Origin of the sequence: Paenibacillus sp. FSL F4-0125 (assembly GCF_038008565.1) — a bacterium.
GTDB lineage: Bacteria > Bacillota > Bacilli > Paenibacillales > Paenibacillaceae > Paenibacillus_AQ.
The window spans coordinates 4512571-4527612 of record NZ_JBBOZJ010000001.1; the positions used below are offsets into that span (position 1 = coordinate 4512571).

Sequence of the window (15042 nt, forward strand, 5' to 3'; positions counted from 1 at the left end):
AAGGATAAAGCATAGTATAAAACTTATACTTCTTATAATTCTAAATGTATGGCAAGGGGACAAGGGTTAGAACTGCTTGCTAGAACCTATTCTTAAACTGATAGATAGAATCAACTGGTCTTTGTCTACTACTAAACAACCAAGCAACAATTACGCTAAACACCGTAAGCGCCATTGTAAAGTATTGTACCTGAGTAACATCATCATTCAGTACAGAAGGTAACCATGGGTATATTCCATAGGAATAGTCCAGCAAATCGTTAGCAAGGGTCCAGAACAGCGCTAGCGGTATCATTTTGCGGAAAGAAAAGAATCGCGCATAGATCAAGGCTTCCACTGCCATCCCCAAATGGGAGATTACCAGCATCCAATCTTTCCACACTAGAATATCTCCTTGATACCCTCCAGCAAAAATCATACTTACCGCCCAAATCCCATACTTTACGGACGTCACTACCGCTAATGCTTCAATAAGCTCCCTAACGTTAATTCCCGTATAGCTTTTTGGAGGAAAGAGCATTAGCAACAGCGCCAAGGTAAAGAACAAGCTCGCGGTTGGACTATCTGGAACAAACGGCAGCAACCAAAGCGGAAAGTTAGCTGCCGTGAACTCCAATTGATTTCCATACCATATGTATCCATAAATGGTACCGAGAAGATTCACAATAAATAACAACCAAATGATTCCTCGGTGTTTAAACAGTCTATCCAACCCATGAACTGACATACAGATCATTAACCTCCCAAGTAGTGGCAACTTTACGATTGACATACAAAAACCTGACCGCAGTTTCGATCAGGTTTTGCGTTATTATTATTTTACTGTTCGCTTTTTTGTTTGGCAAGCCAGTCTGCCAAGGCATCAATGTCTTGATCCGAAAGCCCCGCTCCCAGAGCAGTATCATACATCTTCGGCATCTGCCCTTGACCCTCTTTTATAATAGTAAGGATTGCTTCTTTATCATGGGTGTCCCCTACGCCACGAAGAGAAGGTCCACCAGCCCCTTTCAAATCGGCGGCATGACAAGAAATGCAGGTAGCTTGCTTAAAGAGTCCCATGGCTGGATCATCCTTGTCTACTATCGCTACTTCCTTTGCTTTAACCGCATTCGAGGTTGGGAGGCCCTTCGCCCTATTCTCCGCCGCCTTCTCTTCCCGTTGAACATCTTCAGGAATTTGACCGGTTTCAGCCATCTCATGTTTGTATTCAGTCCAAGCCGTATTCGTCAAGTACACAATCGCTGCAAGTGATAAGAACATCAAAGATGAAGCGATCGGTCTACGATAGAAGCGGCGTTCTCTGCCTGTATCCAGAAATGGAGCTAAAAGAAGTGAACCAAAAGCTACACCGGTTACACCTAATGTACCCAGTACGATATAATCACCAGAAGCATATGGAAGCTTCAAATACTGATAGAGAAACAAGAAGTACCAGTCAGGAATTGGGATAACCGTAGCACTCGCATTCGCTGGAAACCCTAGCGGCGCAGGCTCTGAAATAGTAAGCACTAATATTCCTACAAGTACAACGACGCCAACCATCCATTCTTTCAGCAGAAAGTTAGGGATGAAGGCTTCCGATTTACCAGGATAGGCTGAATAGTCTGGAGGTGTGATAAATCCGTTGCCTTTACGAACTCTGGTATCACCGACGTATACAACCTTTTCCTTCGAATTGTTTCCATGTGCCATCCGTATTCCTCCTCTCTCAGATTAACTTACAACGGTCCAGAAATCCCTTGTCTGCGGATCATAATAAAGTGTCCTACGAGCAGACTAAGAAGCACCGCTGGGAGGAAGAATACATGTAGTGCGAAAAACCGAGTCAATGTTTCTGCACCAACAATCGTACCACCTTGCATAAGCTCTTTTAGTACAGGACCCATCACAGGAACAGAGTTAGCAATTTCAAGTGTTACTTTTGTTGCAAAGTAAGCTTTATTGTCCCACGGCAATAAGTAACCCGTTAAACCCAGCCCCAACATTACGAAGAAGATAAGCATACCCACTACCCAGTTCATCTCACGCGGAGCTTTGTAAGAGCCTGTAAAGAAGACACGCATCGTATGAAGGAACATCATAACAATAACTAGACTGGCACCCCAGTGATGCATTCCGCGAACAATTTGTCCAAAAGCAACACTAGACTGTAAATATTCAACACTTGCATAAGCATTGATAATATCTGGAACATAATACATCGTTAAGAACATACCCGATAAGATCTGAATCACTGTAATAAAAAAGGTCAGTCCGCCAAAACAATACACAAACGCAGAGAAATGATGGGCCGGGTTAACATGCTCAGGAACCTCGTGATCGGCCACGTCCCTCCAAATTGGCGTAACATCCAAACGTTCGTCAATCCAGTTATAGACATTTTTAAACATTAGAACCTACGCCTCCCCACTAGCTACTGTATTAGGCACAATATCACCCAAAAGAACCCAGCCGTTATCAAATTTCGTTTTATACTGGTCAAGCGGCTTTGGAGCTACCTCGAGATTTTTGCCGAGTTTAGTGTAACGCGCACCGTGGCAAGGGCAGTGATATTCGTCGGGATGAGCCTTATCGTTATTCCATCCGACCGTACATCCTAAATGTTTACATATGGGTGAAAGCGCATAAATATCACCCTTTGCGTCTTTACGGATCCACGCAGTCAGCGTCGCTGTACTGTCGTACCATCCGTCCTTCTGCTTCAATTCAAACGTAAATTCTTGAGGCTCTTCGGTGATTTTACTTATTTCAGCAACCTTTATAAATTCACCTGCGCCCTTCTTATGTAATATTGGGTCCACGACAAAACGGACCATTGGGAGAATTGTGCCTGCCCCCATAAAAGCAGTAGCGCCACCTAGCGTGTAGGTCAAAAATTGCCTGCGCGACATCTCTTTACGGCTGGGTGGTTGTTCAGGCCAAATATCCTGTTGATCATTATGGCTGCTCATACTGTTATATAACCCCCTTCACAAGATATAAGAAAGTATCTATGGTGTCCGATCAGAGATGCCTTACTATAAATAATCCGTTTTCAAATCTTTTCAATGAAATACATCACATACCATTTCGATTCAACCTAATAATAGCTTAGGCACCAAAACCCGTCAAGAATATTGTCTAATTTGTGACAGGCCAAAAAGTGATTTTCGCCTACAATTGTTGATTTTCTGTCACATTTAAAAGAGGCTCACCGTCGCCACATTTCTTGAATTTTCATACTAATATCACTATTAATCTTACCTTCCAGAGAGGACTCAATAATAGGCAGAGAGAGCACTAAATCGCTTTCAAAGATTTCTTCCTTCAGAAGTGCTACATCCGCTGTCAATACTACAGCATACTGGAAACCACTGGATTTGACTTTTCGGCAAACCTCATTAATTAGATCGACATATCCTCCCCCTCCATACTGAATCGCTGGGTAAGTTACGATACGCCCCTTGAATGGTATTTCCACCAAATCCATGAAATCACGTAATCTTTCTAATGCTTGAACCGTCTCAGGGGGACTCTCAGAACCGCTTAATCCTGTAAAAGGTATGAGACATGTATCATAGAAATTTCGATTGTCTTTCCATTGCTCAACTTCAAAATCACTGAATTTCATTTATGTCCATCTCCCTATAATACAATCCTTCGTCGTTTCCGCTGTTCACAAATTTGCCCGAAGTTATAATTCCCATTATATTGAAAGAGGGGTACAAACGTCTAGATCTAGATTTTTACTGATACAGAAAGTGAGCTTCATTGCTCCATTAGCAAGACCACAACAAATTAATAAAAAAAGAAATGCGCTAAGCGCATTTCTTTATGCCAAACTTTTAAGTTCTTCTGTAAGATTTCGAAAAGCCAATTTATCTCCTGTAGCCAGCGCCGTGTCAATCTCACGGTGCAAGATGTCGGAGCGACGCTTTCGCAGCGCTTCATCCCACACCATTTCTGCCGCAAGTCCTAGCATCACTTCGTACGTAGCCTTCATTTTGTCCATTCGATACACCTCCGCTGTTTAAGAGATCCTTATTGCTTTAATATTTTGATATCCATCAAGATGATTTGTTTTCGGTTTCAAAAGTGACGGCACCTACTAAATCATATTCAACAATCCAGTCTACGTTCTACATATTTACCCATTCTGATCAATACTTCATCTATTGTTCCTATCAGCAACCAAGTCGAAGTCCTCAATCTACATATGTAATCCCCATAAGCATTTGCTTGTATGCCTCCATACTACTATAGATGTTTAGGCACGGCTATCTCCATCCCCCACGGCGTCATCATCACAGCAAGTCCAACAGCGTTCTCCCCTAATTTAAGCATCCCAAGGTGCACCATCATCCGAATAATTCGTTGCTCCAGGATAGAAGCAGCACTGTCATAATAGAACGGTTTAATTAACCACCCTACCCCATCCACTAATGAAGGTAAACTCACCCAATTCCTTGCACTAATGCTTACCCAATACACAAGTGAAGGCAGGTTTGGTATAGCCCCCTTATATAGTTTTAACCAAAAAGAGAATATCTGCATCAGCGAGTCGCATTTTCCATCGGCCAACACTGCCTCTCCCGTCGCCGTAAGCCTTAACCGAAACCCTTCTTCAGTGATCCAGCGGCGATGACGAACATAATCATACAGGAGCGCTAATCTAGGTGGATAATGCTCGCATGCCCTACCATAACCAAATCTCCAGCCGCCTTTGCTAAGAAGATCCTCCGGAATATGAAGTGCATTCATCACTCCTTGCTGATACCGCCTGTACATTGCCCCTTCCTGATTCAGCTCCGGCTCATTTTCTTTAATATATCTCAGAAGCATAACCAGATCACCTAATAACAATTCGCCTTCATTTCGATACATGGCTGGTTCAGAGCTAACCGTAACCTTATCCTTGATATATCCGCTCATCGTCTCACGAAAGCGCTCTTTCAAATCTTTAGGCACTTGGAACAAATATCTGGTTTGCTGGGAGGAGCCACTAAAGAGCCAGCCTCCGCTTTTGAAACGAGAAACCATCTCCCGGAAACCTCCGGTCTTTCCTTCAGGAGCGTCGAACGAAGCCTGTCTAGCCACAGCCAACAAATCTTCTAGACTAAAGTAGCTGCGTTCGTCAAAAAGTAATGTATTCAGAAACCGCAGATCCTCCGGAGCACATTCCCGGATATGAGACTCCATAAAACTTCTGCTACCCAGCATAATCAAAATACTCTGGATCAAGTCATGTTTAGAATTCTGCTTGCATTCACACCGGTAGCGTCCCGCTATGGCGGTCAGCTGTCCAATATCTGCATAAGTAAGCATATCCGCCAGATTCATGTTTTATCGCCTCACCGTTTTACTACCATTATGGGAAATACAGCCCATTTTATTCCCCTTAGCGCAAAAAAAATAACCCGATGCACGGGTTAACGCTGATTTTGCAGGATATGGCGAGTACAATTGTATAAAATAGGGTTCCATTCCCGCTCTTTCTTCTCTAAGATGGTTAGGGATAAATTTCCAATTCGTTCAGAATACTTATCCTTGTAAAGTGCAGTATACAGCTGAGCGAGGAACCCCCCATGAGAAATAACTAATATGTTCCGATCGGGATGCTGCGCAGAAATATCCTCCATAAAAGCGAGTGCACGAGCCTGAAGCTGCTCGTCAGTTTCTTGACCTAGCGAGAGCTGACTCCATTCCTTGCCCCACTTCTCTTCGCGTTCAGCGGCATTAAGCCCTTCTACCTGCCCGTAAGCACGTTCCCGGATCCGGTGATCAGGATCTAGCAGCGGTATGCCTAATTTATCGGCAATAATCTTACCTGTCTCTGCGGCACGGGAAAGGTTACTTGTAATGCAATAATCCCAGCGATACGGTTCTTGTAGTAAGCGGTCAGCAAGCATAGCAGCTTGCATCCGTCCTTCATCATTAAGCGGAATATCACTTTGTCCCTGAATCTTCCCAATTGCGTTCCAGTCCGTCAATCCATGGCGTATCAAGCCGATTAGCATATTGCCTCCCCCTTTTCATCCAAGTATTTGTCTCTTAATGTAACATGGATGCAATAAAAAGTCTTCTTTTATACATATTAGAATACAAAAAAAGCCCCTCTTAACTTTAAGTAAAGGGACTCCTACAACGTTATTAACACTATTATATACTGTAACAGCTAAGTCATACGTCAATAGACCCTTCAAGATCTGCGATAGCGATTCAGCCGGGTTAGCGAAAACACTGCAAAACCCACGCCAAGCATGGATAACATCATCCAATATTGAGGATGAGTAGGTCCCATATTCACTACAAGCGGTTCAATAATCCCACCTTCAGAACCTAAAATCGGATAAGTCGATGTCCATTCCATAGAACCTGCAATACCCGTCTCTACAATTCCACTCTGAGCCGCTGTGATATCAGCAGGTGTTCTAAACATAGTGAAGTAAAGAACACTGGATAAAAACACTGCCAGAAAGCAAGCGATCCAGAGGCTAAGCCGATGGCGGACAATAGCAGATGTCCCTGCGGATTTCCCATCCCCTGGCATCAACCAAGGACTCTCTAGATAAATCCGTTCCATAACTTTAACATTTATGAGCTCTGCACTCTCTTCACTAATCTCTTCCTTCAAATCATGCATAAGCTGACTACTTTCCTGCCACAAAGACCATTCAGCAGCGCAGTAAGGACAAGTTTCAATATGTTTTTCTAGTAAAATCCGCCTAGGATGTGTGGGGGGAGCGTCCCACAAGAGCGGAATACATTCTTGCGCTTCCCTGCAATTCATTCGCCTTACACCCTCTCAACCTGCTCTTCAACTTCAGGCTCATTGAAATAGGATTCGAGTTGAAGCTTCACACTACTTCTGGCACGAAACAACAATGATTTCACGGAGCTTACACTTTGATCCAAAATTTCCGCAATTTCTTGATAGTCCATTTGATCGTATTCACGCAGGATTAGCGCAGAGCGTTGTTTCTCCGGAAGATTATTAATTGCCTCACGGACTAAATTCATCCGTTCTTTACGCAATGCAGCCTGCTCAGGTGCTACCTCAAACGGTGCAACGGGAGTATATCCGCTCTCTTCTAGAGATACATTTCCGGCACGATTCTTGCGAAGCTCACTTAATACAGTATTACGAGCAATAGTGTACAACCAAGTTGAAAAGGAAGCATCTACCTCTCGAAAGGAATGCAAGCTACGGAATGCCTTGTAGAAAGTCTCCGAACAAAGGTCCTCTGCAATTAGCTCCATTTGTGAGTTTCTAAGCATATGGTATACAAATGCCAATATTTTTCGCTGATAACGACGCATTAATTCTGAATATAATTCTGTATTTCCTTGTTTGATTTGCTGGATCAACTGGGAATCCGTCATGGTGAGATTGGCCCTCCTCGCCCTTGCACGTCTTTTCCCGTCCGGTCCGTACTTATTATACCGGTTAGGGCTTTAAAAGTTGCGGTGCTAACTGCAATTTTTTAGTTTATTACCAAGAAGAAACGATAATGTCGTCATTTTATGTAGGACAACCTTTTCTCGTCGAAATTTAAAGATAATGTATAACATAAGACTTACATGATCTTAAATTTTGAAATACACCTATGTATATTCAACCACCCAATATTTATGGCACGATGATTGTGATGAATATAAAAAGAAAAATGGCATACTTATAAAAGCATATAAATTTTATAACGAATCTAGAAATATACCAGATCTATTGTATCACAGATTCTCATAGGATGACATTAATAGACTTCAGAGCAGTAATCTCGTCAGCACGACCTGACATCAGAATATAAATAAACATTATCTTCAGCAATAAGACTTTGGTCACTGTAAAATGACTTTAATCTCTTTTTAATAAACTGTTGACAAAATGTAAACGTATACATATAATAAAAGTACAGTATGGTTTCTCTCCACTCCTATCCAAATACTACACGGTTCCAATTTATTGTGAACTGTAGCCGCTTACTTTGTAAGCGGTCTTTTTTTGCCTTGTAAGCGCTGTATCTAACTTATTAAAAATATAAGCTACCAACACTAGAACAAATCAGCCAGGTTAGCCCCGGTCATTATCAATACCCTCTTCTGCATCCACTTGAAGCAGTTGCTGTTCACAGCGTTATGCTTTTTTAGAGCCCATAATAAATAAAAGCCCCTCCATTAAGGAAGGGCCACTAACTACACATATACAGTATAATCATGCTGCTGCAGAAGTACTTTCGCACGTTCCATATCATACTCCTGACGGAAAGATAGGCGCATAATACCTGGCACATCTTCACGACTCTCGATGATTTGTACGTTGCTAAGGTTAATCCCTTGGTCCCCCAATTCAGTAGCGATACGACCGATAATCCCCGGATGATCCGGTACATCTATATGTAGGTCAAATAAAGGTGCTATCATGCCTTTACGCCGTTCAGGTAACTGACTGCGGAAGCCATTCGCTTCTTGGAAGGCCTCTTCAATCCCCACACCATCTTCACTTTCCAGTAGACGAACAAAAGAAGAAACTTCCTCGTTCCAATCCTTCAATAAACGAAGCATTACAGAACGATTGTTCAGTAAAATGTCTCGCCAAATTATAGGATCACTGGACGCAATCCGTGTAATATCCCGAAAGCCCCCAGCAGCTAATGTGCTATATAAGGAGTCAGTATCATCATAGGCACGAATCTGATTCACCAGAGCAACGGCAATAATATGCGGTAAATGACTAATGGCGCCTACAATCTCATCATGGCGTTCTGGATCAAGGCGTACAATCTGCGCTCTTGTGTGGTGTAGTAGAGACTCCAACGCATGATAAGCCTCTTCTCGTACGCCTGAAGGAGGCGTCAACACATAATACGCATTCTCAAATAGCAGTGATGAAGCCGCCTCAACACCTGAGCGCTCTGAACCTGCCATTGGGTGTCCGCCGATAAAATGTACTCCAGGAATATCTAAGGAGACCGCACATGCGGCAATACTAGCTTTCGTGCTTCCTACATCTGTGATAATGCAGCCGGGTTTTAGAGGCAATTTACTTAATTGCTGCAGATAATCCTCTAACAGCCCTACCGGTACACATAAAAAAATGAAATCAGCATCAAGTGCCGCTTCTTCAACAGAAAGCGTGGCTTGATCAACCACACCTCTGCTTAAATATTTACTCGCGGATTCAGGACGGTGGGCATGTCCTACGACGGTCAGGCCCTCCTTGCCTTTAAAGCAAAGGGCCAGTGAGCCTCCGATCAGACCGACACCGAATATAGCTATTTTTGTCGTCATGTTCTTTGAACTACCTGCCTTTTTTAGTCTAGTCTTGCTGTTTATTACTAAGCACGCACACCATACTCTATAAGCGTTTGTTCCAGCGCAGTTATAAACGCTTTGTTCTGTTCAGCAGAGCCCACAGTAACACGAATATAAGTAGGGTAAACTTGATGACCTGCTCTTACTATGATTCCTTTACGCATCAAAGCATCGAAAACCTCGGTTGCAGGTTTACGAACATCTACCATAATGAAGTTCCCGTGTGCAGGGAAAGATTCTAGTCCCAGACGTTTGAATTCACCTTGTAATTGGACAATACCCGCGCTATTAAGACGACGGCATTGCTCCACGTAATCTTGGTCATTCAAGGCAGCAAGAGCCGCCGCCTGTGCAAGACGAGAAGTATTGAAAGGTTCACGCACCTTGTTGATCAATGAAATAATCTCAGGACTAGCAACGCCATAACCAATACGCAATGCGGCTAAACCATAAATTTTGGAGAATGTGCGAAGCACAACCAGATTCGTATAACGATTTAATAATTGGATACCGTTGGAGTAAGAAAGATCTGTTACGTACTCGCAGTATGCTTCATCAAGGACAACCATTACATTCGAAGGAACAGCATCAAGGAAAGAAACCAAGGCTTCCTCTGGTACAATCGTTCCTGTCGGGTTATTCGGATTACAAATCCAGACGACCTTCGTGCGGTCCGTAATACGGGCCAGCATCCCATCCAAATCATGTGTACCCTTTACAAGGGGTACCTCGATGGATACAGCGCCTTCGATATCTGCGTTACTCTTATACACAGAAAAGGTCTGGTCAGCCATGATTGTCTCATCACCTGGCAAGAAGAAAGCACGAGCAATAAGAGCAATAATCTCATCAGAACCACAACCAAAAATAATATTATCACTATTTACACCAAGCCTGCTGGCAAGTGCTGCCGTCAACTCAACGGCCGATCCGTCTGGATATAGATAAAGATTCTCAAGCTCTGCTAGGATAGCCTCTTTAGCACTCGGGGAAGCTCCATACGGGTTCTCATTGGATGCAAGCTTAATAACCTCACTTAAGCCGAGCTCCTTCTTAACTTCGTCTATAGGTTTCCCTGGTTTGTAGACAGGGAGATTAACTATATTCGGTTTTGGATTCATGAATAGTCCTCGCTCTCCATAGTTGATTACTCCACTATTACACAGGTCTAAATGACCCTGTTATGGTCTTTTTAATTGTGCCACAAATTCTCGAATTTGCAACAGCCCCTCATTCCGTGTGACAGGATTGTCGAGCAGCGGAATGACATCTTCTATTTTGCGGACAATGGCACTGCCTACTACAACCCCATCGCAAATCTGAGCAAAGCGGGCAACCTGTTCGCCCGTTGAAATACCAAATCCAACAGCTACTGGTAGGTCTGTTGCTTGACGTACAGAATTAATAAACGCTTCTACATCAGCATGAAAAGTGGATCGTTCTCCTGTCACACCTAATGAGGATACACAATATATAAACCCACTCGCACCTGAGACAATCTTTGCAATCCGTTCACTTGAGGTCGGTGCAACCAGTGGAATCAGATTAACGCCAACCTCACTACTGCGGCGACGCATCTCCTCTGATTCCTCGACAGGAAGATCTGGAATAATAAGACCACTAATCTCATGAGCATTCAGTTCTGCAAAAAATGTATCCAGTCCCATTTGCAGAATAGGATTGTAATAGGAAAACAAAATAAATGGCAATTCGCTTCCAGCTTGACGAGCCTTTAACGCAGTCTCCATGCAAGTACGCAGGTGAACCTCACCCCGCAGAGCACGCGCAGACGCTCGCTGAATGACAGGGCCGTCTGCAAGCGGATCAGAGTATGGAACCCCTAGCTCGAGAATATCTGCACCAGCCAGTTCAAGCTCGGCGATGATGGCAAGCGTAGTCTCCAGATCAGGATCTCCCACAGTCAGAAAAGGAATTAATGCTGTCTGTTCTTCAGCTTTAAGCTTCCGGAATACCAAATCCATTCGGTTTGTAGTTTCGGTTGTCATTCGTTTCCCTTCCCTTCTGTGTACGCCATGATCGATTCCACATCTTTGTCTCCCCGGCCTGACAGACAGATAACAACAATATCGTCCTTGGTAAGGGTTGGACCCATCTTCACTACATGGGCTATCGCATGAGCTGACTCTAACGCTGGGATAATGCCTTCCGTCACGCATAGCAGCTTCAGTGCATCTAACGCCTCTGCATCTGTAATCGGGACATATTTTGCGCGTTCGATATCTTTTAAATAGGAGTGCTCAGGACCTACGCCAGGATAATCCAGACCTGCGGAGATAGAATGAGCCTCTGTTACTTGACCATGTTCATCCTGCAGAAGGTAACTCATCGAACCCTGGAATACGCCATGAGTCCCCTTACTCATCGTCGCCGCGTGAAATGGTGTGTCAATTCCTTTGCCTGCTGCCTCCACACCAATCATACCGACACCTTCATCCTCTACAAATGGATAGAACATGCCGATAGCATTACTACCGCCGCCTACTGCAGCAACAAGCACATCCGGCAGTCTTCCTTCAGCCTTCAGGATCTGGCGCCGCGTTTCATCACCAATCACCCGCTGAAAGTTACGAACCATCATCGGATAAGGATGTGGGCCTACGGCAGAACCGAGAATGTAGAAAGTATCTTCCACATTGCTAACCCAGTAGCGAAGCGCTTCGTTGCCGGCATCTTTTAAGGTACGCGATCCTGAAGTAACGGGAATCACCTCAGCACCAAGCAGCTTCATACGGAATACATTGAGTGCCTGGCGACGAGTATCCTCTTCCCCCATAAACACCTTACATTCCATACCAAGTAGGGCTGCAACGGTAGCAGTAGCTACACCGTGCTGACCAGCTCCAGTCTCAGCGATCACCTTGGTTTTACCCATCATTTTAGCCAGAATTCCCTGACCAATCGCATTGTTAATTTTATGAGCGCCCGTATGATTCAAATCTTCACGCTTCAAATATATTTTAGCTTCTCCCAGATGTTTACTTAGACGTTCTGCATAATACAATGGGGTCTCCCGTCCGGAATATTGCTTTAATAGATAATCTATTTCTTCTTGAAAAGCCGGGTCCGCCGAATACTTCTGATAGGCTTCCTCCAGCTCAATCAATGCAGTCATCAAAGTTTCGGGCACGAAGCGCCCTCCGAATGAACCGAAACGTCCATGCTGGTCCGGTACTTGTGTCATGATTGCTTCACCCTTTCCACAAAAGCTGTCATTTTAATAATATCTTTAACGCCTTCACTCTCTACTCCACTAGATACGTCTACTCCGTACGGAGCATAGGTATCTAGCAACTCTCCTACGTTATTAGGATGAAGTCCTCCAGCCACAAATAACGGCAAACCATTTCGTAGCGCGATTTCCTGATAATCAGGCAATCTCTCCCAAGCGAAAGTGCGCCCAGAGCCGCCGCTCTGCTGAGGATCATAAGTATCTAACAATACAGCATCAACGAAGTCTGCGTATTGTTCCAATGTATAATTGTTTTCGGCGTCATCACGCTCTTTATCAGCAACAGACAATGCCTTCCACACCTGAACTTGTGGGAAAGCTTGCCGAACCTTTTGACAAAAGGCTGGACTTTCCTCCCCATGTAACTGAATAACATCTAGTGACACAACGGAGAGCAGTTCGCTCAGCTCATCCAGCTCTGGATTAACAAAAACCCCAGCAGCTTTAGGCTTGTCACTAGTCTTCCATTGTGGAAGCTCAGCAATCAGCTCGGAAGCACGCTCCAGCGTAATCCTGCGACGACTAGGTGCGAATATAAATCCAATATAATCTAGTGGTAAGTGTACCATAGATTTTAGCACTTCAACGTCCTGAAGTCCACAGATTTTTACCAATGTCTCAGCCATGCCGGACACGGTCCTTTCCATTTGGCAGCATCCCTAACAATCCATTTACCGCATCTTCTACATTAGCTTGACGCATTAGATATTCCCCAACGAGTACACCATGAGCGCCAGTCGTTCTTAGGTAGTCAATATCACTTGGACCTGCAATTCCGCTTTCACTGATCACAGGGACACCTTGAGGTACTAATGCTGCAAGTTCTGCCGTTGTCTCTAAGGAAGTCTCAAACGTACGCAGATTACGATTATTAATGCCCAGCAGTATATTAGGATGAGTTATTTTGTCTGTACTTAATACCACCGCAAGCTCATTTCGATCATGAACTTCGATCAATACATCCATTCCAAGTCCTGTGGCTATTTCTATAAAATGAGACAGTTTATCCGGTGTCAAAATTGCGACGATCAACAACACCGCATCTGCTCCAAGAATACGCGCTTCATAAATCTGTTTCTCATCAATAATAAAATCTTTGCGGAGCAGCGGAAGATTAACGCTATCCTTCACTTGCTGCAAGTAGGCAGCGCTGCCCTGAAAATAATCCCTATCCGTCAATACAGATAAACAATCAGCGCCTCCCGCTTCATAGCCTTTTGCAATGGAAACAGGATCGAAATCTTCACGGATCAACCCTTTAGAAGGGGATGCCTTCTTCACCTCAGCAATCAATCCCATCTCTCTGTTCTTCCCTTGGGTCAGCGCCTTACGAAAGCCCCTAGTCTGAGGGAGTGCTGCTATATCACGTTCGGCTTGAGCTATAGAAAAGCGTTCACTGAGCGCCTCCACCTCTTTGATCTTTGTAGCGACAATTTTATCAAGATACATAATTAAGCTCCTCCGTCATCACAACAAGCTGATCCAGCTTGGATAATGCCTTACCCGAATCCACTACTTCTTTTGCTTTCTCGACGCCTCCGGCCAAGGTATCTGCCAGACCTGCAACATATATACATGCTCCCGCATTAGCTAACACAATATCGCGATAGGGATTGATCTCACCTTGGAGCACGGAGGTAATAATTGCTGCGTTCTCAGCTGCGTCTCCACCCAGAACGGCTTCAAGCGGATGTCTGTTAAGACCTAATCCCTCCGGAGTAATTTCATAAGTGGTCACTATACCCTCTTTTAGCTCAGACACGAATGTAGAGGCAGAAATGCTGATTTCGTCCAGACCATCCGAACTGCTTACAACCATTGCACGCTTGGAACCTAGCTCCTTCAGTACATTAGCCACCGTCTCCGTCTTATCCCGGTCATAAATCCCCAGCAGCTGACGGTCAGCACCTGCGGGATTTGTAAGAGGACCCAGCATATTAAAAATCGTTCGTACACCAAGCTCTTTACGAGGTGCTGCTGCATGTCGCATCGAAGGATGGTAAATTTGTGCGAATAAAAAGCAAATGCCAATGCGATCCAGACATTCTCGAGCCTGCTCTGCATTCAGATGAATGTTAACACCTAAGGCTTCAAGTACATCAGCACTTCCGGCTCTGCCTGAAGCTGAACGATTGCCATGCTTTGCAACTCTAACCGAAGCCGCAGATGAAATAATCGCTGAGGCGGTTGAAATATTAAATTTATGGATGCCGGAACCGCCCGTACCACAGGTATCTAACAAACGCGCGCGGTCAGTAAGTACGGATGTGCCGAAACCTCTCATAGCTTCCGCAAAACCCGTAATCTCCTCCACGGTTTCTCCTTTAATTCGTAAAGCAGTCAGCAATGAACCGATTTGTGCTTGTGAAGCATCTCCAAGCATTATAGCACCCATTATATCCCGTGCTTCTGTACGTGTCAGATTTTTGCCTTCGATCAGTCCGGCGATTCCTGATTGAATTAATTTCGTTGCATCCATAATAATCTTCCTCCCAGCCTTA

Annotated in this window: 17 protein-coding genes; all 17 read right to left on the bottom strand. The window is 44.2% G+C overall.

All coding sequences use genetic code 11. From position 1 onward, the window contains the following. Nucleotides 1-79 precede the first annotated feature (79 nt). Complete coding sequence (locus NST74_RS20075) at nt 80-727, bottom strand: DUF1405 domain-containing protein (protein ID WP_341114057.1); 648 nt, start codon at nt 725-727, stop codon at nt 80-82. A 92-nt stretch (nt 728-819) separates the two neighbouring features. Further along, nucleotides 820-1692 carry a menaquinol-cytochrome c reductase cytochrome b/c subunit gene (locus NST74_RS20080; RefSeq protein WP_076119769.1) on the bottom strand — a complete coding sequence of 291 codons (873 nt, stop codon included), beginning with the start codon at nt 1690-1692 and terminating at the stop codon, nt 820-822. A gap of 26 nt (nt 1693-1718) precedes the next feature. Further along, a complete protein-coding gene (gene qcrB, locus NST74_RS20085) occupies nt 1719-2390 on the bottom strand; it encodes a menaquinol-cytochrome c reductase cytochrome b subunit (RefSeq protein ID WP_042129529.1) in 672 nt (223 codons plus the stop codon). Between the two features lie 6 nt (nt 2391-2396). Beyond that, nucleotides 2397-2951, bottom strand: coding sequence for a QcrA and Rieske domain-containing protein (locus tag NST74_RS20090; protein ID WP_042129531.1), 555 nt, complete (start codon nt 2949-2951; stop codon nt 2397-2399). Between the two features lie 239 nt (nt 2952-3190). Then, nucleotides 3191-3610: a DUF2487 family protein gene (locus tag NST74_RS20095; RefSeq protein ID WP_341114060.1), complete on the bottom strand. Its 420-nt coding sequence runs from the start codon at nt 3608-3610 to the stop codon at nt 3191-3193. A gap of 201 nt (nt 3611-3811) precedes the next feature. Next, nucleotides 3812-3991, bottom strand: coding sequence for an IDEAL domain-containing protein (locus tag NST74_RS20100; protein ID WP_042129535.1), 180 nt, complete (start codon nt 3989-3991; stop codon nt 3812-3814). Nucleotides 3992-4236: 245 nt separating this feature from the next. Further along, on the bottom strand, nt 4237-5319 hold the full coding sequence (locus NST74_RS20105; RefSeq protein ID WP_341114062.1) for a hypothetical protein: 1083 nt from the start codon (nt 5317-5319) through the stop codon (nt 4237-4239). An 89-nt stretch (nt 5320-5408) separates the two neighbouring features. Continuing rightward, on the bottom strand, nt 5409-5996 hold the full coding sequence (locus NST74_RS20110) for a histidine phosphatase family protein (RefSeq protein WP_341114063.1): 588 nt from the start codon (nt 5994-5996) through the stop codon (nt 5409-5411). 182 nt (nt 5997-6178) lie between these two features. Further along, complete coding sequence (locus tag NST74_RS20115; protein WP_341114064.1) at nt 6179-6769, bottom strand: anti-sigma factor family protein; 591 nt, start codon at nt 6767-6769, stop codon at nt 6179-6181. 5 nt (nt 6770-6774) lie between these two features. After that, the gene (locus tag NST74_RS20120; RefSeq protein ID WP_042129542.1) at nt 6775-7362 is read right to left on the bottom strand and encodes an RNA polymerase sigma factor; all 588 of its coding nucleotides are present in this window, start codon (nt 7360-7362) and stop codon (nt 6775-6777) included. Nucleotides 7363-8172: 810 nt separating this feature from the next. Further along, a complete protein-coding gene (locus NST74_RS20125) occupies nt 8173-9267 on the bottom strand; it encodes a prephenate dehydrogenase (RefSeq protein ID WP_341114066.1) in 1095 nt (364 codons plus the stop codon). Nucleotides 9268-9314: 47 nt separating this feature from the next. Continuing rightward, nucleotides 9315-10412, bottom strand: coding sequence for a histidinol-phosphate transaminase (gene hisC / locus NST74_RS20130; RefSeq protein WP_341114068.1), 1098 nt, complete (start codon nt 10410-10412; stop codon nt 9315-9317). A gap of 60 nt (nt 10413-10472) precedes the next feature. After that, on the bottom strand, nt 10473-11297 hold the full coding sequence (gene trpA, locus NST74_RS20135; protein ID WP_341114070.1) for a tryptophan synthase subunit alpha: 825 nt from the start codon (nt 11295-11297) through the stop codon (nt 10473-10475). Beyond that, a complete protein-coding gene (trpB, locus tag NST74_RS20140; protein WP_042129551.1) occupies nt 11294-12493 on the bottom strand; it encodes a tryptophan synthase subunit beta in 1200 nt (399 codons plus the stop codon). Before trpB ends, trpA begins: the two co-directional genes overlap by 4 nt. Further along, nucleotides 12490-13167, bottom strand: coding sequence for a phosphoribosylanthranilate isomerase (locus tag NST74_RS20145; RefSeq protein WP_341115937.1), 678 nt, complete (start codon nt 13165-13167; stop codon nt 12490-12492). Before NST74_RS20145 ends, trpB begins: the two co-directional genes overlap by 4 nt. Then, nucleotides 13160-13990, bottom strand: a complete 831-nt coding sequence (trpC, locus tag NST74_RS20150) for an indole-3-glycerol phosphate synthase TrpC (protein ID WP_341114072.1) — start codon at nt 13988-13990, stop codon at nt 13160-13162. Before trpC ends, NST74_RS20145 begins: the two co-directional genes overlap by 8 nt. Continuing rightward, a complete protein-coding gene (gene trpD, locus NST74_RS20155; RefSeq protein ID WP_341114074.1) occupies nt 13980-15020 on the bottom strand; it encodes an anthranilate phosphoribosyltransferase in 1041 nt (346 codons plus the stop codon). The genes trpC and trpD overlap by 11 nt, the downstream gene beginning before the upstream one ends. Between the last annotated feature and the right edge of the window lie 22 nt (nt 15021-15042).